The 18,097-nt window shown below is 71.6% G+C and carries 19 protein-coding genes; 9 read left to right on the top strand and 10 right to left on the bottom strand.

Features of this window, described 5'->3' with window-relative positions; genetic code table 11:
• Positions 1 to 29 precede the first annotated feature (29 nt).
• Entirely contained in the window at positions 30 to 1,061 is a 1,032-nt protein-coding gene (glpX, locus tag ACZ518_RS03260) for a class II fructose-bisphosphatase (protein WP_469111300.1), read from the bottom strand.
• Positions 1,062 to 1,285: 224 nt separating this feature from the next.
• Here glpX and ACZ518_RS03255 point away from each other — a divergent pair, with 224 nt between their 5' ends.
• Complete coding sequence (locus tag ACZ518_RS03255; protein WP_469111673.1) at positions 1,286 to 1,813, top strand: DUF4245 domain-containing protein; 528 nt, start codon at positions 1,286 to 1,288, stop codon at positions 1,811 to 1,813.
• 124 nt (positions 1,814 to 1,937) lie between these two features.
• Here the strand turns inward: ACZ518_RS03255 and ACZ518_RS03250 are convergent, their stop codons facing one another.
• From ACZ518_RS03250 to ACZ518_RS03235, 4 genes are all read right to left on the bottom strand, one after another.
• Positions 1,938 to 2,528 (bottom strand): malonic semialdehyde reductase, encoded by a 591-nt coding sequence (locus ACZ518_RS03250; RefSeq protein ID WP_469111299.1) that lies wholly within the window; start codon positions 2,526 to 2,528, stop codon positions 1,938 to 1,940.
• A gap of 96 nt (positions 2,529 to 2,624) precedes the next feature.
• Positions 2,625 to 2,864 carry an exodeoxyribonuclease VII small subunit gene (locus tag ACZ518_RS03245; RefSeq protein ID WP_469111298.1) on the bottom strand — a complete coding sequence of 80 codons (240 nt, stop codon included), beginning with the start codon at positions 2,862 to 2,864 and terminating at the stop codon, positions 2,625 to 2,627.
• A gap of 51 nt (positions 2,865 to 2,915) precedes the next feature.
• Complete coding sequence (xseA, locus tag ACZ518_RS03240; RefSeq protein WP_469111297.1) at positions 2,916 to 4,208, bottom strand: exodeoxyribonuclease VII large subunit; 1,293 nt, start codon at positions 4,206 to 4,208, stop codon at positions 2,916 to 2,918.
• Between the two features lie 33 nt (positions 4,209 to 4,241).
• Entirely contained in the window at positions 4,242 to 5,621 is a 1,380-nt protein-coding gene (locus ACZ518_RS03235) for an APC family permease (RefSeq protein WP_469111296.1), read from the bottom strand.
• Between the two features lie 86 nt (positions 5,622 to 5,707).
• Here ACZ518_RS03235 and ACZ518_RS03230 point away from each other — a divergent pair, with 86 nt between their 5' ends.
• Together ACZ518_RS03230 and ppgK are read left to right on the top strand one after the other, a co-directional pair.
• Positions 5,708 to 6,712, top strand: a complete 1,005-nt coding sequence (locus ACZ518_RS03230) for a 4-hydroxy-3-methylbut-2-enyl diphosphate reductase (RefSeq protein WP_469111295.1) — start codon at positions 5,708 to 5,710, stop codon at positions 6,710 to 6,712.
• Between the two features lie 21 nt (positions 6,713 to 6,733).
• A complete protein-coding gene (gene ppgK / locus ACZ518_RS03225; protein WP_469111294.1) occupies positions 6,734 to 7,543 on the top strand; it encodes a polyphosphate--glucose phosphotransferase in 810 nt (269 codons plus the stop codon).
• Here ppgK and ACZ518_RS03220 read toward each other — a convergent pair.
• A complete protein-coding gene (locus ACZ518_RS03220) occupies positions 7,537 to 8,034 on the bottom strand; it encodes a DUF6542 domain-containing protein (protein WP_469111293.1) in 498 nt (165 codons plus the stop codon). The genes ppgK and ACZ518_RS03220 overlap by 7 nt on opposite strands.
• 150 nt (positions 8,035 to 8,184) lie before the next feature.
• On the opposite strand from ACZ518_RS03220, the gene ychF reads away from it, so the two are divergent.
• Positions 8,185 to 9,273: a redox-regulated ATPase YchF gene (gene ychF / locus ACZ518_RS03215; protein ID WP_469111292.1), complete on the top strand. Its 1,089-nt coding sequence runs from the start codon at positions 8,185 to 8,187 to the stop codon at positions 9,271 to 9,273.
• An 84-nt stretch (positions 9,274 to 9,357) separates the two neighbouring features.
• Here ychF and ACZ518_RS03210 read toward each other — a convergent pair whose 3' ends face one another.
• From ACZ518_RS03210 to ACZ518_RS03200, 3 genes are all read right to left on the bottom strand, one after another.
• The gene (locus ACZ518_RS03210; protein WP_469111291.1) at positions 9,358 to 9,621 is read right to left on the bottom strand and encodes a type II toxin-antitoxin system RelE family toxin; all 264 of its coding nucleotides are present in this window, start codon (positions 9,619 to 9,621) and stop codon (positions 9,358 to 9,360) included.
• A complete protein-coding gene (locus tag ACZ518_RS03205) occupies positions 9,614 to 9,883 on the bottom strand; it encodes a type II toxin-antitoxin system Phd/YefM family antitoxin (RefSeq protein ID WP_030207779.1) in 270 nt (89 codons plus the stop codon). Before ACZ518_RS03205 ends, ACZ518_RS03210 begins: the two co-directional genes overlap by 8 nt.
• 453 nt (positions 9,884 to 10,336) lie before the next feature.
• Entirely contained in the window at positions 10,337 to 10,729 is a 393-nt protein-coding gene (locus ACZ518_RS03200) for a PIN domain-containing protein (protein WP_469111290.1), read from the bottom strand.
• 26 nt (positions 10,730 to 10,755) lie between these two features.
• Here ACZ518_RS03200 and ACZ518_RS03195 point away from each other — a divergent pair, with 26 nt between their 5' ends.
• From ACZ518_RS03195 to ACZ518_RS03180, 4 genes are all read left to right on the top strand, one after another.
• Positions 10,756 to 10,959 carry a Txe/YoeB family addiction module toxin gene (locus tag ACZ518_RS03195; protein WP_469111289.1) on the top strand — a complete coding sequence of 68 codons (204 nt, stop codon included), beginning with the start codon at positions 10,756 to 10,758 and terminating at the stop codon, positions 10,957 to 10,959.
• 139 nt (positions 10,960 to 11,098) lie between these two features.
• Positions 11,099 to 12,334 (top strand): hypothetical protein, encoded by a 1,236-nt coding sequence (locus ACZ518_RS03190; RefSeq protein WP_469111288.1) that lies wholly within the window; start codon positions 11,099 to 11,101, stop codon positions 12,332 to 12,334.
• A complete protein-coding gene (locus ACZ518_RS03185) occupies positions 12,318 to 13,103 on the top strand; it encodes a hypothetical protein (RefSeq protein ID WP_469111287.1) in 786 nt (261 codons plus the stop codon). The genes ACZ518_RS03190 and ACZ518_RS03185 overlap by 17 nt, the downstream gene beginning before the upstream one ends.
• Entirely contained in the window at positions 13,097 to 13,819 is a 723-nt protein-coding gene (locus tag ACZ518_RS03180) for a sulfite exporter TauE/SafE family protein (RefSeq protein WP_469111286.1), read from the top strand. Before ACZ518_RS03185 ends, ACZ518_RS03180 begins: the two co-directional genes overlap by 7 nt.
• 20 nt (positions 13,820 to 13,839) lie before the next feature.
• Here ACZ518_RS03180 and ACZ518_RS03175 read toward each other — a convergent pair whose 3' ends face one another.
• The gene (locus ACZ518_RS03175) at positions 13,840 to 15,438 is read right to left on the bottom strand and encodes a PucR family transcriptional regulator (protein ID WP_469111672.1); all 1,599 of its coding nucleotides are present in this window, start codon (positions 15,436 to 15,438) and stop codon (positions 13,840 to 13,842) included.
• 256 nt (positions 15,439 to 15,694) lie between these two features.
• Between ACZ518_RS03175 and ACZ518_RS03170 the strand changes: the two genes are divergently transcribed.
• Positions 15,695 to 18,091 carry a xanthine dehydrogenase family protein molybdopterin-binding subunit gene (locus ACZ518_RS03170; RefSeq protein ID WP_469111285.1) on the top strand — a complete coding sequence of 799 codons (2,397 nt, stop codon included), beginning with the start codon at positions 15,695 to 15,697 and terminating at the stop codon, positions 18,089 to 18,091.
• Positions 18,092 to 18,097: the final 6 nt, after the last annotated feature.

The raw sequence follows: 18,097 nt of genomic DNA, 5'->3' as shown, positions 1-18,097 counted from the left end.
TCGCCGTGCCGTCGCCGGCCGGACCGCTCCTACCGGGCGCGGTCGAAGTCGATGTCGCTGTAGGCGCGCAGCTTCGACAGGCGGTGCGTGGAGTCGATCTGCCGGATCGTGCCCGACTTCGAGCGCATGACCAGCGAGGACGTGGTCGCGGTCTCCGAGCGGTAGTGGACGCCGCGCAGCAGCTCGCCGTCCGTGATGCCGGTGGCGACGAAGAAGACGTTCTCGCCGGACACCAGGTCGTTCGTGGTCAGGACCCGGTCCAGGTCGTGGCCCGCGTCGATGGCCTTCTGGCGCTCGGCCTCGTCCTTGGGCCACAGCTTGCCCTGGATGACGCCGCCGAGGCACTTTATGGCGCAGGCGGAGATGATGCCCTCGGGGGTGCCTCCGATGCCCATCAGCAGGTCGACGCCGGTGCCCTCGCGGACGGCCATGACCGAGCCCGCGACGTCGCCGTCGGAGATGAACTTGATGCGGGCGCCGGTCTCGCGGATCTCCTTGACGATGCCCTCGTGGCGGGGGCGGTCCAGGATGACGACCGTGACGTCCTCGGGGGCGATGTGCTTGGCCTTGGCGACGCGGCGGATGTTCACCGAGACGGGGGCGTTGATGTCGACGAAGTCGGCGGCCTCGGGGCCGGTGACCAGCTTGTCCATGTAGAAGACCGCGGACGGGTCGAACATGGTGCCGCGGTCGGCGGCGGCCAGGACGGCGATGGCGTTGGGCATGCCCTTGGCGTTGAGCGTGGTGCCGTCGATCGGGTCGACGGCGATGTCGACCTCGGCGCCGGTGCCGTCGCCGACGTGCTCTCCGTTGAAGAGCATCGGGGCTTCGTCCTTCTCGCCCTCGCCGATGACGACGACGCCGTTCATCGAGACGGTGGAGATCAGGGTGCGCATCGCGTTGACCGCGGCGCCGTCGGCGCCGATCTTGTCGCCACGGCCGACCCACCGGCCCGCGGCGAGGGCCGCGGCCTCGGTGACCCGTACGAGTTCCAGGGCGAGGTTGCGGTCGGGCGAATCGGGAGCGACTTCGAGCTGGGGCGGCAGGTTGTGCTCGGTCATCGGAGCGCACCTTTCTGTACGACGACGGCCGGGATGTGAGGGTGCTGGAACTCTATCGGTTCATCGACATATTGAGCAGACCGGGTCACGTATGAGCGGAATATCGGTCATGGCGTACGGCTGAGCGGACGTCGTGCGCCTCGGGCGGGGCGTCCGCCCCGCCGCCACGGCCACCCCGCCGCTGATCGCCCAGGACGATGCGGGACGATGGTGCGGTGGCAGGTATGAAAGGCAAGCAGACGGTCTGGGACATGGTCCGGTCGCTGGCGGTGATCGGCGTGGTCGTGGCGGGCATCTACATATTCGTCCCCCATGACGAGGATGCCGACCCGACGCGCACGGTGGACTACCGCGTGGAGACCATCACGGCCCGGCGCGCGGCGCCGTACCCGGTGGCGGCCCCGGTGGGCCTTCCGGAGCAGTGGCGGGCGACCTCGGTGACCTTCGAGCGCAAGAACGCGAACGCCTGGCACCTGGGCTTCCAGGATCCGGACAAGCAGTACGTGGCGGTGGAGCAGTCCACCGACCCCTCCGCCAAGAACGTGGCCAAGCTCACCCAGCAGGCGAAGGCCACCGGGCAGACCCAGCAGGTCGGCGACCGGGCGTGGGAGCGCTGGGACGGCGAGAAGTACGACGCGCTCGTCCGGCAGGAGCAGGGCTACGTGACCGTGGTGACGGGCACGGCCGGCTTCGAGCGGCTCGGCGCGATGGCGGCGGCTCTGGAGTTCAAGCAGGGGCCGCAGACCCCGTAGCGGCCGTGCCGCGGAAGCGGCGCAAGGCCTCAGGCACGACGAAGGCCGCCCGCCCCGGAATCCGGGGCGGGCGGCCTTCGCGTCGTGTGCGTGTCCGTGCCGGTGCTCAGGCGGCGCGGGCGGCTCAGACTGTGGTGATGACCTGGTCGAAGTCCAGGCGCGGGGAGCGCGGGAACCAGGCGTTCTCGCCGGGCTTGCCGATGTTGACGACCATCAGCGGGGTGTGGTCGGCGTCCAGGAACTCCTTCTGCACGCCGGCGAAGTCCACACCGGTCATCGGGCCGGCGGCCAGGCCGGCGGCGCGGACGCCGATGATGAAGTAGGCGGCCTGGAGGGCGCCGTTCAGCAGGGCGGCCTGCTCGCGGACCGGGCGCTCGGAGAAGAAGGCGTCCTTGGCCTGCGGGAAGTGCGGCAGCAGCTGGGGGAGCTCCTCGTGGAACTCGTTGTCCGCGGAGAGGATGGCGACCAGCGGGGCGGCCGAGGTCTTGGCCTTGTTGCCCTCTTCCATGTGCTTGACGAGGCGCTCGCGGGCCTCGGCGGAGCGGACGAGGGTGATGCGCAGCGGGGTCTGGTTGAAGGCGGTGGGGCCGAACTTCACGAGGTCGTAGATGGCCTGGACCTGCTCCTCGGTCACCGGCTCGTCGGAGAACGAGTTGGCGGTGCGGGCCTCGCGGAACAGCAGGTCCTGGGCGGCGGCGTCGAGCACGAGAGACATCGGTAAGCCTTCTTCTATGCGGAGGTGAGGCGGTGGCTCCGACTCTACGGCCAAAGTAGATGAATTTTCAACTACTAGCTGGGCGGGTGGTGCGGGTCACTCCTCGCGGCCGTCCCCGTCGTTCCCGGCCGCCCCTTCGCGGGCGGCCAGTGCCGAGTCCAGCCGGGCGCGGGCCCCTTCGAGCCAGTGCCGGCAGACCTTCGCCAGCTCCTCGCCGCGCTCCCAGAGAGCCAGGGACTCCTCCAGGGAGGTGCCGCCGGCCTCCAGCTTGCGGACGACCTCGACGAGCTCGTCCCGTGCCTGTTCGTACCCCAGCGCCGTATCGGTGTCGGTCATTACGTGGGTCCCATCGTAGGTATGTGATGCGTCTGATTGGCGTGGAATGTGTCAGTTTTCGAGGGGGTCTGGACCGGTGGTCGAGCCGGCCTCCACCGCCGCCTCCGGGACCTGCGGCGGGGCCGTTCCCGGGCCCGGCTCCGCGACGGCCACCGTGAACTCGCCCGCCGCCACCCGGGCGCGCAGCACCTCGCCCGCCGCGACCTCCCCGGGCGCCCGCACCACGTGCCCGTCGGCCCGCTGGAGCACCGCGTACCCGCGCTCCAGGGTGGCCGCCGGCGACAGGGCGACCACCCGGGCGCGCGTGTGCTCCAGCTCGGAGTCCGCCCGGTCCAGCAGGTGCCCGAGCGTGCGCCGGCTGCGGGCCAGCAGCGCCTCCAGCTCGGCCTCCCGCGTCTCCACCATCCTCTGCGGGTGCACGAACACCGGGCGGGCCAGCGCGTGCGCCAGGCCCCGCTCCTCCCGCTCCAGCAGACCGCGCAGCGCCCGCAGCCCCCGGCCCTGGAGCTGGCGCACCCGCTCCAGTTCCTCGCCGACGTCCGGGACCACCTTCTTGGCCGCGTCCGTGGGCGTGGAGGCCCGCAGGTCCGCGACCAGGTCCAGCAGCGGGGAGTCCGGCTCGTGCCCGATCGCCGAGACCACCGGGGTCCGGGCGGCCGCGACCGTCCGTACGACCTCCTCGTCGGAGAAGGGCAGCAGGTCCTCCACGCTGCCGCCGCCCCGCGCCACGATGATCACGTCGACCTCGGGCCGCGCGTCCAGCTCCTTGACCGCCTGCACCACCTGGGGCACCGCGTGCACCCCCTGCACCGCCACGTTGCGCACCTCGAAGCGCACCGCCGGCCAGCGCCGCCGGGCGTTCTCCAGCACGTCCCGCTCGGCCGCCGAGGCCCGCCCCACCACCAGGCCGATCAGCTGCGGCAGGAACGGCAGCGGCTTCTTGCGGTCCAGCGCGAAGAGCCCCTCGGCGGCCAGCGACCGCTTCAGCCGCTCCAGGCGCGCCAGCAGCTCCCCGATCCCGACCGGGCGGATCTCGGTCACCCGCAGGGACAGCTGCCCGCGCGGGGCATACCACTCCGGCTTGGCCAGTACGACGACCCGCGCGCCCTCGGAGACCACGTCCGCGACCTCGTCCCAGACCTGGCGGAAGCAGGTCACGCTGACGGAGATGTCGTGCGACGGGTCGCGCAGCGTCAGGAACACCACCCCGGCCCCCGGCCGCCGGGACAGCTGCGTGATCTGCCCCTCCACCCACACCTGCCCCAGGCGGTCGATCCAGCCCCCGATGAGCCGGGACACCTGACCGACCGGCAGCGGCGCATCAGCCGACGTATTCAGACCCATGCACGCAGGCTAACCGCCGCCGCTGACACCGTCTCAGGCCCCCGGCGGGGTGTCGGCCCCCGCGTGCCCGCGTCCGCGCTGGACGAGGAGCACCGCCAGCCCCGCCAGCAGCCACACCGCCCCCACCAGCTGCGCGGTCCCGGAGGCCTCCACGATCACGGCCACCGTCACCGCCGCCCCCAGCACCGGCACCACCAGGTGCTTCCACCACACCGGGGCCCCCTCGCGCCGCCGGACCACGAACCACCCCACCACCGAGGCGTGCAGCAGGGTGAACGCCACCAGCGCCCCCACGTCCACCACGGAGACCAGGTGGTCGAGGCCGTCGTCGCGCCGGGCCGCCCACACCGCCGCCACCAGCGTCACCACGGCCGCCACCAGCAGCGCCGCCCTCGGGGTGCCGTCCGAGGTGCGCGCGAGCGCGCCCGGCAGCCGCCGCTCCCGGGCCATCGCGAACAGCAGCCGCCCCGCCGCCGCCTGCCCGGCCAGCGCCGCGAAGGCCGCCCCGACCGCCTTGCTCACCGCCACCAGGTCGTGCAGCCAGGGCCCGACCGAGGCCTCGACCGCGTCGTAGAAGGCCGGCCCCTGGAGCGCCGGGTCGGCCGCCAGCTCCGCCGACGACACCGGGGCCAGCAGCGCCGCCAGGTAGGTCTGGGCCACGAACAGCACCCCGGTCAGCGCCAGGCAGAACAGCACCGCCCGGGCCACCCGGGCGCCGCCCCCGGTGACCTCCTCCGCGAAGGAGGCGATGGCGTCGAAGCCCAGGTACGACAGGACGGCGACGGACACCGCTCCCAGCACGGCCGCCGCCGAGAAGCCCAGCGAGCCGTCCCCGGTCAGCGGCGAGAGCCAGCCGCGCCGGGCCCCGCCCTGGGCCAGCACGGTCACCGCCGCCACCAGGAACACCAGCAGCACCACGATCTCCATGGCCAGCACCGCGAATCCCACCCGCGCGGCCGCCCGTACGCCCCACAGGTTCAGCGCGGTGGTGACCACCACCGCCAGGGCCGTCCACACCCACCGCGACACCTCCGGGACCAGCGCGTGCATCGCGATCCCGGAGAACAGGTACGCCACCGCCGGGATCAGCAGGTAGTCGAGCATCACCATCCAGCCCGCGATCAGCCCCGCCCCCTCGCCGAGCCCCTTGCGGGCGTACGTGAAGACCGAGCCGGCCTGCGGGGCCACCCGCACCATCTGCGCGTACGAGAACGCCGTGAAGGCCATCGCCACGGTCGCGACGACGTACACCAGGGCGACCGCGCCGTGCGACTTCGCGTCGAGGGTGCCGAAGACCCCCACCGGGGCCATGGGCGCGATGAAGAGCAGCCCGTAGACCACCAGGTCCCGGAAGCCCAGGCTCCGGCGCAGCGCCGCGGGGGCCGCCGTGCTGGAATCCGTTGCGGATGCCATCGATCCTCCGGGGGGCGGTCGGTACGTACGTTCGGCCAAGTCTGTGCCGAACGGGCGACGTCCGGCCTGCTGGAGACCCCCGTACGATGGAGCACATGACTGCTGCCGCCCCTGCTCCCGCCTCCCGCCGCGTCCTGCTCGCCGCCCCCCGCGGTTACTGCGCGGGTGTGGACCGTGCCGTGATCGCCGTCGAGAAGGCCCTGGAGCAGTACGGTGCTCCGGTCTACGTCCGCCACGAGATCGTGCACAACAAGTACGTCGTCCAGACCCTGCAGAAGAAGGGCGCCATCTTCGTCGAGAAGACGGAGGAGGTCCCGCCGGGCAACATCGTGATGTTCTCCGCGCACGGCGTGGCGCCGGTGGTGCACGAGGAGGCGGAGCGCGGCCGGCTCGCGACCATCGACGCGACCTGCCCGCTGGTCACCAAGGTCCACAAGGAAGCCATCCGCTACGCCAACGAGGACTTCGACATCCTCCTCATCGGCCACGAGGGCCACGAGGAGGTCATCGGCACCTCCGGCGAGGCCCCGGACCACATCACCATCGTCGACGGCCCCGACGACGTGGCCAAGGTCGAGGTCCGCGACGAGTCCAAGGTCGTCTGGCTCTCCCAGACCACCCTCTCGGTCGACGAGACCATGGAGACCGTCGACGCGCTGAAGACGAAGTTCCCGCTGCTCGTCTCCCCGCCCAGCGACGACATCTGCTACGCCACCTCGAACCGGCAGGCCGCCGTCAAGGTGATGGGCGCCGACTCCGACCTCGTGATCGTCGTCGGCTCCAAGAACTCCTCGAACTCCATCCGCCTCGTCGAGGTCGCCCTCGACGCCGGCGCGAAGGCCGCCCACCTGGTCGACTTCGCGAGCGAGATCGACGAGGCCTGGCTGGACGGCGTCACCACCGTCGGCCTGACCTCGGGCGCCTCCGTGCCGGAGGTGCTGGTCGAGCAGGTGCTGGAGTGGCTGGCGGAGCGCGGCTTCGCCGACGTGGAGATCGTCAAGACGGCCGAGGAGTCGATCGTCTTCTCCCTGCCCAAGGAGCTGCGCCGCGACCTGCGCACCGAGGCCGCGGAACTGGTCGCCGAGAAGTAACTCCTTTCGTACCGTATGTCCATGCAGATCTTCGGTGTGGACATCGGCGGTTCCGGCATCAAGGGCGCTCCCGTGGACCTGGCCCGCGGCGAGCTGGCACAGGAGCGCCACAAGGTACTCACCCCACAGCCGGCCACCCCCGAGGGGGTGGCCGGCTGTGTCGCGGAGGTGGTCGGCGCCTTCTCGTGGGACGGCCCGGTCGGGGTCACCTTCCCGGGCGTGGTCACGGGGGGTGTCACCCGTACGGCGGCCAACGTGGACCCCGGCTGGATCGGCGTCGACGCGGCGGCCCTGCTGTCCGCCCGGCTCGACGGCAGGCCGGTCACGGTCCTCAACGACGCCGACGCGGCGGGCGTCGCGGAGATGACGTACGGCGCGGGCCGGGACGTGACCGGGACGGTCCTCCTCCTCACCCTGGGCACGGGCATCGGCAGCGCGCTCTTCCAGGACGGCCGGCTCGTGCCGAACACCGAGCTGGGCCACCTGGAGCTCAAGGGCCACGACGCGGAGACCCGGGCCTCGGTGAAGGCCAAGGAGGACGGGGACCTCAGCTGGGAGCGCTGGGCGCACCGGCTGCAGAAGTACCTGGCCCACGTGGAGATGCTCTTCTCCCCGGACCTGTTCATCCTGGGCGGCGGCGTCAGCCGCAAGCCGGAGAAGTTCCTGCCGCTGATCGAGGGGATCCGGGCGGAGATCGTCCCGGCGAAGCTCCAGAACAACGCGGGGATCGTCGGCGCGGCGATGGCCGCGCGCGACCGGTCGGCCGGGAAGAGCGGGAAGAGCGGGAAGGGCGGGGCGGACGGGAAGGGCGGGGCGGACGCGGCTCAGTAGGCGGCGCCGGCGGTCCGGCGCTGCTGCCGGGCCGCCCGCTTGCGCCCGCTCAGGGCGGCCCGGCGCACCAGCGCGATCAGCCCGGCGGCCAGCGTGCCCGCGTACAGCCACCCGGCGTGCAGGGACAGCGCGGACACCACCCCCATCAGCTGCCCGCCGAAGCCGCCGGAGCCGCCCGAGACGGGCCACACTCCGGCGGCGAAGGCGATGGGGGCCGAGATCGGCGCGGTGACCAGGTCCGCCGGCCGCACCCACACGCCGATGGCGGCGGCGACGGGCAGGAAGAGCAGCCCGTACGCGAAGAGCGAGGAGCCGAAGAGCAGCCGGCAGACGCCCGCGACCAGCAGCATCGCCAGGCAGGCGAACAGCCCGCCACCGAGCCCGGTCAGCTTGGGCCGGGGCAGCCGGCGGGGCGCGGCGGGGCGCCGCGACTGGGCGGGCACCCGGGCGGGCACACGGGCGGGCACCTGCGGGTGACGTACCGAACGCATCCTGTATTGCTCCACCCCACCAAATTAGGCGGGAAGGGCCCCCGATCCCCGCCCGGACACGCGTACAACGAGTGCCGCTCATCGGAAAGTAAACTGTCCGGTGGCCCACCTCCGGGCCGCCGCCCCCTCCAGCTACGGGAAGTCGCCAACGTGTCGCTCACGATCGGAATCGTCGGCCTGCCGAATGTCGGCAAGTCGACCCTGTTCAACGCCCTGACCAAGAACGACGTGCTGGCGGCCAACTACCCGTTCGCCACCATCGAGCCGAACATCGGCGTGGTCGGCGTCCCGGACCCCCGCCTGGCCAAGCTGGCCGGGATCTTCGGCTCGCAGCGCATCCTGCCCGCCACGGTCGACTTCGTCGACATCGCGGGCATCGTGCGCGGCGCCTCGGAGGGCGAGGGCCTGGGCAACAAGTTCCTGGCGAACATCCGCGAGTCGGACGCGATCTGCCAGGTCATCCGCGCCTTCAAGGACGAGAACGTCGTCCACGTCGACGGCAAGGTCTCGCCCAAGGACGACATCGAGACGATCAACACCGAGCTGATCCTCGCGGACCTCCAGTCCATCGAGAAGGCCGAGCCGCGCCTGACGAAGGAATCCCGTCTCCAGAAGGAGAAGGTCGCGGTCCTGGCGGCGGTCGTCGAGGCCAAGAAGATCCTCGAAGCCGGCGACACCCTCTTCTCCAAGGGCATCACCAAGGGCACGGAGCAGGGCGACCTCCTCCACGAGCTCCACCTCCTGACGACCAAGCCCTTCCTCTACGTCTTCAACGTGGACGAGGACGAGCTGACGGACGAGGCCTTCAAGACGGAGCAGGCCGCCCTGGTCGCGCCGGCCGAGGCGATCTTCCTGAACGCGAAGCTGGAGGCGGACCTCGCGGAGCTGGACGACGAGGAGGCTCTCGAGCTCCTCCAGTCGGTCGGCCAGAACGAGCCCGGCCTCGCCACCCTCGGCCGCGTCGGCTTCGCCACCCTGGGCCTCCAGACGTACCTGACGGCCGGCCCGAAGGAAACCCGCGCCTGGACCATCAAGCAGGGCGCCACCGCCCCCGAGGCGGCCGGCGTGATCCACACCGACTTCCAGCGCGGCTTCATCAAGGCCGAGGTCATCTCCTTCGCGGACCTGGTCGACTGCGGCTCGGTCGCCGAGGCCCGCGCCAAGGGCAAGGCCCGCATGGAGGGCAAGGACTACGTCATGCAGGACGGCGACGTGGTGGAGTTCCGCTTCAACGTCTGAGCGCACACCCGTAGACGGCCTGACCTGCGAGAACGCGGGTCAGGCCGTTGTGCTGTCCGCAGCAGTCCGCAACACCTGGAGCGGCTACGTGTCATAGACCGTGGAGCGGTGTCCGACGTGTACGACCCACACCACCAGTTCCCCGTTGTCGATCGTGTAGGCGACACGGTAGTCGCCGACCCGTAGGCGGCGGCGCTCAGGCTGGGATACGAGTGCGGTGGTGTTGAAGCCGAAGGGGTCGCTCTCCAGCTCTGTCAGTTTGGCCAGGATACGAAGAGCCATGTCGCGCGGGATCTTGCGCAGCTCGGCTTGCGCCTCGGGCCGGAACACCGTGCGGTAGTCACTCACTGCGTGCCAGCGTCTCCCTCATCACGTCCTCGATCGGGACGCCGGCGGCCGGGTTCGCCATGCGCTCGTCGATGATGCGGTTGATCTCGCGCTCTTCCCACTCCTGGTACTTGCGCAGAACCTCGATCGAGACCACGGCGGCAACCTGCTTGCCGCGACGGGTGATGACAGTGGGTACGTCGTCGCGGTCGGCCCGTTCGACGACTTCGGCCAAGTGAGCGCGTACGTCGCGGATGGACTCTATGGGCAGCGGCTGAGTCATGCTTCAAGGGTACCGAGTGTGCCATGTGTACACAATCTGTGGTCCCCGCACTCGTTGGGATGACTTACCGATTGGGTGGCCGTTTCCGGGACAGGGGTCCGCGCGGAGCGACCCTGGTCGAGGCGGTCCTCGGAGGGTGGCTGCCCCTCGGGCTGACGGCGGTGGTACTGAGCGCTGTGTTCACCTGGCGCGGCCGGAGGGGCCACCGGGAGATGGTTGACCTGCTCGACGCCGAGCTGAGGGGAGAACCGCGGGCCGACCCGCCCGTCAGGATCGTTCCGCCCGGGTTTCGGACCACTACGTCCTTGTCGTTGGCGATCGGCGCCGTGCTCGCCTTCTGTGGAGCGCTGCGGCTGCGGGTGCTGTCGGATCTGCATCCGGCACGGCATGTTCGCTCACCTGGAGCGCCACTGCTCGGCGGCTCTGGGTGGCCCCTGAGCTGGGGCTCGGAGGTCAGACGGTGCGGATGACCGGGGCGGGCTTGACGTCCAGGGCGTCGATGAGGGCGTGGATGTCGTCCGGGTCGGAGGTCCAGATGATCGCGCCGAGACTGGCTGCCATGACGACGACGGTGGCGTCGACGACATCGGCCGTGCCGGCCTTGCCGCACAGCACGCCTGCGGTCTTGGCGGTTTCCAGGCCGACCGGCACGACGTCGCATCCGGCGAGGAACCTGCCGAGCCGTACCTGGCGGCGTGAGTCCCGCCAGGCCTGGCTGACGACGATGGAGGGGACGTGGATGTCCCGGCCGTCTTCGAGGGCCAAGCTGTGGCGGGCCCACATGCGCCGGTCGTTGTTGTCGATGGCGATGAGCGCCCCGGCGTCGTACAGGTAGGGGATGTTCACGCGGCCGAGGTCCCGGAAGCGCCGAGGTGTTCCCTGGGCCGGATGGCGACCGGATCGATAGGCTCATCGAGGACGTCAGGCGTGATCCCTTCACGGGGACCGGCGAGCCCGAGCCGCTGAAGTTCCACCTGCCGGGAGCGTGGTCGCGGCGGATCGACGACGGGCACCGCCTCGTCCACCTCGTGACGGACAAGGAGGTCGTCGTCCTCGCGGCCACGTACCACCACTGACCGGCGGGGTGCCGGCGGCACCGGGATGGCGCTCCCGTGGTGGACCGGCGCCCTGGAACCCGCGTTCGCGATCTCCCTCGGACGTCGCTGCATTCGTGGGTTAGCTTGATCCTTCACGTCCGCAGTGGGGAGGGGCGCCATGATGGACACCGCAGAGATGGCAGAAGCCCGGATCGAGGACGCGGGCAACGTCCTGGTCGCGCCTTCGGCGCTGCGGGACGACGGGCTGGTCAAGGAGTTCTTCGGGTCCGTGATCACGCCGGAGGAACTTGCCTCGGGCTCGTCCGGAGACCTCGCGGGGAAGACCGTCTACCTGTGGGGTGACGTATCCGCGATCAGCGCCCGCCGACTGGACGGGGCGGAGCGGGTGTTCGTCGTCCGGGAGCCGGCGCACGGTTACCGCGAGGACGCCGACGGGGCGTGGACGACCGTCGGCCTCGGCCGGGTACCCCTCCGCGTACACGGCGCCGGCGTGTACTACCGCCGGTTCTTCGACCCCGGCGCCGATCACTTCGGGCGGATCAGCGCGGAGCACGAGTTCCAGTCCCTGACGGAGTCCACCAAGCCCGGAACGGCCCACCGGACCGGCATCTATCTGACGCCCGTCACGCAGGACGGCGACGGACTGCACTTCCGCCTGCTCCGGTGCTCCACGAACCTCTCGGGGCCGACCGAGGGCTTCCGACCGACCGACACGCGCATCGTCGAGGCCCTGAACCGCGAGGCCGCCGCCGTCTTCCGCGACCAGGCGCCGCTGAACCACGTCCTCGCCCAGATCTACCACAACACCCTCGCCACGGACGGGCGCAAGCAGTCCAAGGCGAGGATCTCGGCCCATGCGGACAAGACCAAGGACATGCCCGCCAACGGGGTCATGGCCTTCTGCACCTTCTACGACCGGCTCGACGGGCTGCAGCCCCTCGACGAAGACCCCTTCGACTACGGCGTGAAGGGTGCCAGCGGGCTGACCAGGCTCCGGTTCCGCCTCAAGGAGCCGGCCGGAGAACGCGACGGGGCCGCGCTGCCGCCGCAGTTCACCGTGACCCTCCATCCCGGCTCCGTGTTCTTCATGCCGCTGTCCACCAACCGCCTGTACACGCACGAGATCCGGCCCTCGGCGCTGGACGCCGAACTGCTGCCGACCCGGCTGGGATACGTGGTGCGCTGTTCGAGCGCCGAAGCCGTCCACAAGGACGGGGAGACGTTCCTCAAAGCGGCCGGCGGTCCGGTGAAGCTGGGGCCGCCCCCACCGGAGGGCATGGACGAGCTGCGGAGGCTGTACGCCGAGGAGAACCGGAGCTCGTCCTTCATCGACTACGGCGAGGAGTTCCTCTTCAGCATGAACGCGGGAGACTACGTTGCCCCTCGGATCTAGGATCCCGGACGGGATCGTCTCGTGTGCCCTGCCGGCCGGGGAGGACCTCTTCGCGGAGCTGTCCGCGTCGGTCCGGTGGGAAGACCTGGGGAAGGGCCGCCGGGGCGCCGTGCTCACCAGGGCCGACGAGGCGGGAGGTGTGCCGCTCGTGCGCACCACCACCCGGTACGGCAGCCCGGCGCAGCGTTTCCGGGCGGTGCACGAACGGCTGGCGCGGCGGATCGAGGAAGGCGTGGCGCTCGCGGCCGACTTCAACAACGCCCTCGTCGAGACCTACACGAACGCCTACAGGACCATGGGCGGCCATTCCGACCAGGCCCTCGACCTGGCCGACGATTCGTCCATCGCCGTCTTCTCCTGCTACCGGCATCCCGAAGGGGGTCCGCCCAGGAAGCTGGTCTTCGAACCGAAGGAGGGCGGAGGAGGCGGAGGTGGAGGCGAGAAGTTCGAGATCCCCCTCGCCCACAACGGTGTCGTCGCGTTCTCCGTCGACGCGAACCGGCGGTTCAGGCACAAGATCGTGCTGGACGGGCCGGTCACGGCGGCGGACAACCAGTGGCTGGGCGTGACCTTCCGAACGTCGAAGACCCTGCTGCGGTTCCGCGACGGACACGCGTACCTCCCGCAGGGTCCGCGCCTGACGCCGGCCGACGACGAGCAGAGGCGCGAGTTCTACCGACTGCGGCGCCGGGAGAACGACGAGACGGACTTCACCTACCCCCAGCTGACGTACACGGTCAGCGAGAGCGATCTGGTGCCCCCGTGCTGATCCTCCTCGGCGCCTTCCTGGTGCTGGCCGCCGCCTCCGTCGTACGCACCACCGCGGGTTTCGGCTTCTCCCTGGTGGCCGTTCCGCCCCTGGCGCTGCTCATCGACCCGGCGAGCGCGGTGGTGGTGGCCGGGATCATGGCCGCCCCGCTCAGCCTGTGGATCGCCGTACGCGACTGGCGGTACGTCGACCGCCAGGTCATGGCGGCCACCCTGCTGTCCGGGCTGGCCGGCGTGCCGTTCGGCGTGTGGCTGCTGGCCACGCTCTCCTCGCGGGTGCTGCTGTTCGTCATCGCGGCGGTGGTCCTGCTGGGCACGTTCATCGTGTGGCGGAAGATCACGCTGCGCGGCGGCATGAAGATGGTGATGGCGGTGGGGATGCTCTCCGGAGCCTCCTTCGCCGCCACCGGCATCGACGGGCCGCCGATGGTCGCCGCGTTCCAGAGCATGCGGCTGGAGCCCCGGGTCCAGCGCGCCACGCTGGGCGTGGTGTTCTCCGGCACCAGCCTCGCCGCGCTCGCCGGCTTCGGGATCAGCGGGCAGCTCACCGCGACCGTCGGGCAGATGCTCCTCGTCGGAGTGCCGGCCCTGCTCATCGGGATGTTCGTCGGCGAGAAGGTCTTCCACCGCCTGGACGCCGAGAACTTCCGCCGCGTCGTCCTCGGCCTGCTGGCCGTCAGCTCCCTGTCGGTGGTCCTGCGCGTGGCCGCCGCCTGACGGGCCGCCGCCAGGCCCCCTCAGCCGGCCTTGAGAGCGGCGAGGAAGTCCAGTCTGGTCTCCAGGCGGGCCAGGTCGCTGCCGGTCAGTTCCTCGATGCGGGCGACGCGCCGGCGCAGCGAGTTGACGTGGAGGTGCAGCCGGGCGGCCGTCCTCGTCCACGACGCGTCGCAGTCGAGGAACACCTCCAGCGTGGCCAGCAGCTCGGTGCGGTGACGGCGGTCGTGGTCGCGCAGGGGGCCGAGGTGGCGGGCGGCGAAGGCCCGGCGGGCCTCGGCCGGGATGAGGGGCAGCAGCGACAGGATGTGCGCGGTGAGGTCGTCGGGGCCGCGCACGGTCACCCGGTCCGGGCCCTCCTGGGCGACCCGCAGTGCGTTGCGGGCCTCGGCGAGGGCCCGGCGCGCGTTCCCGGGGTCGGCCACCGGAGAGCTGACGCCGACGCAGACGCGCTCCGCCGGTCCGAGCCAGCGCGCGAGGGCCGCCGAGAGCCTGCGCCGGAGGGCCGCGTGGTCGAGGGCCGCCTCCGGGGCCAGGACGAGGACCACCACCTCGTCACCGTCGACGGTGGCGGCGATGTCCTCGGACGACACCGGCACCGGGCCGTCCGGCTGGACCAGCGCCTCCTCCAGGAGGACGCGCAGCGCCGGCGCGGGGACGCCGCCGGCGACCACGTACTGGCAGCGCGGCCAGTCGGCGACCCCGCTGATGACGGCCTGCGCGGTACTGCGCAGCCGCACGGGTATCTCCTCGCCCGGGACGCTGCCGCGCACCAGGTCGAGGGAGCGGCGGGCGAGGTCGCGGCGGGCCGCCTTCGCCTGCTCGTGCGCACACCGCGCGTCGGCGAGCAGTTCGGCGACCCGGTCGAGGAGTTCCGCGTCCGACGCGGGCCAGTGGGAGAGGTCGGCCTCCGTCGCGACCAGCCAGTCGCCCAGTTCGGCGGCGTCTCCGGTGCCGCCCGGGACCGGCACGAGGGTGTAGAGCCGCTCCCCGACCTCGACCCGGTACGGAGCCGCCTCCCGGGCGCGGCGGGCCGCGAGGTAGCGGGCGGCCAGCGCCGCCGCCGTCCGGGGGTGCGGCGCGGGCTGGGCCCCGGCGATCTGGCGGCCGGTCGCCGACAGTACGCGCACGTCGAGCCCGAGGCTGTGCCGCAGCAGCTCCAGTACGGAGTCCGGCGCGGCCCGGTCGGCGAGCAGCCGCCGGTGGCGTTCGACCACGGCGGCGAGGCTGCCGACGTCCCGGCGCCGCAGACGGTGCAGGACGTGCTCGGTGATCGCGGCGAACGAGGTCTCCGGCGGCACGGACACGAGCGGCAGGCCGTGCAGCCGGCAGGCCCGTACGAGGTCGTGCGGGACGAGCCGGTGCTCGACCTCGCCGGCCGCCAGGGCCGTGACGCCCGCCCGCGCGAGGACGCGTACGAACGCCTCGGCGTCCCCCGCGCCCCGCCACCAGGCGAGCCCGGTCAGGACCAGCTCCCCACCGGTGAGGAAACGGCCGGGGTCGGCCAGGTCGATGGTCGGGACGGAGCGGATGGTCCGGTCCAGCACGCGGTCACCGGCGTCCCGGCCCACGAGCAGACGGAGCCCCAGCTCGTGGGTGTCCAGGAGTTCGCGCAGCCGCATGATCGTCACCCTCTCACGCCGCACCCCTTCCCGGGGCCGTATCGCCGCAGCTCACAGCGGTGGAGAGGTGGGAACACACGGTCGTCCACAGACGGCGGGGAGGCCGGTTCTGACGGATCGGTGACTGCCTCGCGCCCCCGGCCCCTGTGTCTACTGCTCTGCGTGCGGCCGGCAGCGGTTCCGGCCGCGCGGGAGCCGGATGCCGCGCGCGGGGGTCGCGGCACCGGCACGTCACGGAGAGAGAGGCGGTCCGCACATGGCCGGCACCGGCACCACCAGTGGTATCCCCACCAACGTCACCCAGAGCTCCCGGACCAGGGGCGGCATCGGCGAGTCGACGCTGCGCCCGGACGGCACGCTCAAGGTCACCGGCGAGTTCGCGTACTCCTCGGACATGTGGCACGAGGACATGCTGTGGGGCCAGACCCTGCGGTCCACGGTCGCGCACGCCGAGATCGTCTCCATCGACGTCGACGAGGCCCTGGCCGTCCCCGGTGTCCACGCGGTCATGACGTACGACGACCTGCCGGCCCCCGTGAAGTACTACGGCATGGAGTTCCAGGACACACCGGTCCTGGCCCACGGCAAGGTCCGCCACCACGGGGAGCCGGTCGCCCTGGTCGCGGCCGACCACCCCGAGACCGCCCGCCGCGCCGCCGCGAAGATCAAGATCGAGTACCGGGAGCTGCCGCTCATCACCGACGAGGCCTCCGCGCTCGCCCCGGACGCCGTACTCGTCCACGAGAACCGCGACGACCACCACTGCGCCCACGTCCCGCACCCCAACATCGTCCACCACCAGCCGATCGTCCGCGGCGACGCCGACGCGGCCGCCGCGCGGGCCGACGTCGTCGTCACCGGCGAGTACACCTTCGGCATGCAGGACCAGGCCTTCCTCGGCCCCGAGTCCGGCCTCGCCGTGCCCGCCGAGGACGGGGGAATCGACCTCTACGTCGCCACCCAGTGGCTGCACTCGGACCTCCGGCAGATCGCCCCCGTCCTCGGCCTGCCCGAGGAGAAGGTCCGCATGACGATGGCCGGCGTCGGGGGCGCGTTCGGCGGCCGCGAGGACATCTCCATGCAGATCCTCGCCTCCGTGCTCGCGCTGCGCACGGGCAAGCCGGTGAAGATGGTCTACAACCGCTTCGAGTCCTTCTTCGGCCACGTCCACCGCCACCCGGCGAAGCTGTACTACGAGCACGGCGCCACCCGCGACGGCAAGCTGACGCACATGCGCTGCAAGATCGTCCTCGACGGCGGTGCGTACGCCTCCTCCACGGCCTCGGTCGTCGGCAACGCCGCGTCCCTCTCGGTCGGCCCGTACGTCATCGACGACGTGGACATCGTGGCGATCGGCCTCTACAGCAACAACCCGCCCTGCGGCGCGATGCGCGGCTTCGGCGCCGTCCAGGCCTGCTTCGCGTACGAGGCCCAGATGGACAAGCTCGCGGCGGAGCTGGGCATGGACCCGGTGGAGTTCCGGCAGCTCAACGCGATGGAGCAGGGCACGGTCATGCCCACCGGCCAGGTCGTCCACCACCCCGCCCCGGTCGCCGAACTGCTGCGCATGGTCAAGGAGCGCCCGCTGCCGCCCCAGCGCCAGTGGGAGACCGCCGGCGGCCCCGCCGACCTGCGCGCACTGCCGGGCGGCCTGTCCAACACCACGCACGGCGAGGGGATCGTCCGCGGTGTCGGCTACGCGGTCGGCATCAAGAACGTCGCCTTCTCCGAGGGGTTCGACGACTACTCGACGGCCAAGGTGCGGCTGGAGGCCGTCAACGGCGAGGCCGTCGCGATGGTCCACACGGCCATGGCGGAGGTCGGCCAGGGCGGTGTCACCATCCACGCGCAGATCGCCCGTACCGAACTCGGCGTCCAGCGGGTCACCATCCACCCCGCCGACACCCAGGTGGGCTCGGCGGGTTCGACCTCCGCGGGCCGCCAGACGTACATGACCGGCGGTTCGGTGAAGAACTCCTGCGAGCTCGTCCGGGAGAGGGTCCTGGAGATCGGCCGGCGCAAGTTCGGCGCGCGGCAGCCGGCGTGGGCGTCCGACGGGCTGCTGCTGGAGGGCGGCAAGGTGGTCACCCCCGGCGGGGAGGTCCTCGCGAGCCTCGTCGACGTGCTGGACGACGAGGCCGTCGAGATCGAGGCGGAGTGGCGGCACTTCCCCACCGAGCCCTTCGACCGGGTCACCGGCCAGGGCAAGGGCCACGTCCAGTACGCCTTCGCCGCGCACCGGGCGGTGGTGGAGGTGGACACCGAACTCGGTCTGGTCAAGGTCGTGGAGCTGGCCGTCGCCCAGGACGTGGGCAAGGCGCTCAACCCGCTGTCCGTCGTCGGCCAGATCCAGGGCGGCACCGTCCAGGGGCTGGGGGTCGCGGTGATGGAGGAGATCATCGTGGACCCGAAGACCGCGAAGGTGCGCAACCCCTCCTTCACGGACTACCTGCTCCCGACGATCCTCGACACCCCGACGATCCCGGTGGACTACCTCGAACTGGCCGACCCGGAGGCCCCGTACGGCGTCCGCGGCATCGGTGAGGCCCCGACCCTGTCCTCCACTCCGGCCGTCCTCGCGGCCATCCGCGACGCGACGGGCCTGGAGCTGAACAGGACCCCGGTCCGCCCGGAGCACCTGACGGGGCTCTGACCGCGG

This window comes from Streptomyces sp. NPDC033966, assembly GCF_055575955.1.
The sequence above is the reverse complement of the archived record's forward strand: the minus strand, read 5'-3'. Positions and strand labels throughout refer to the sequence as shown.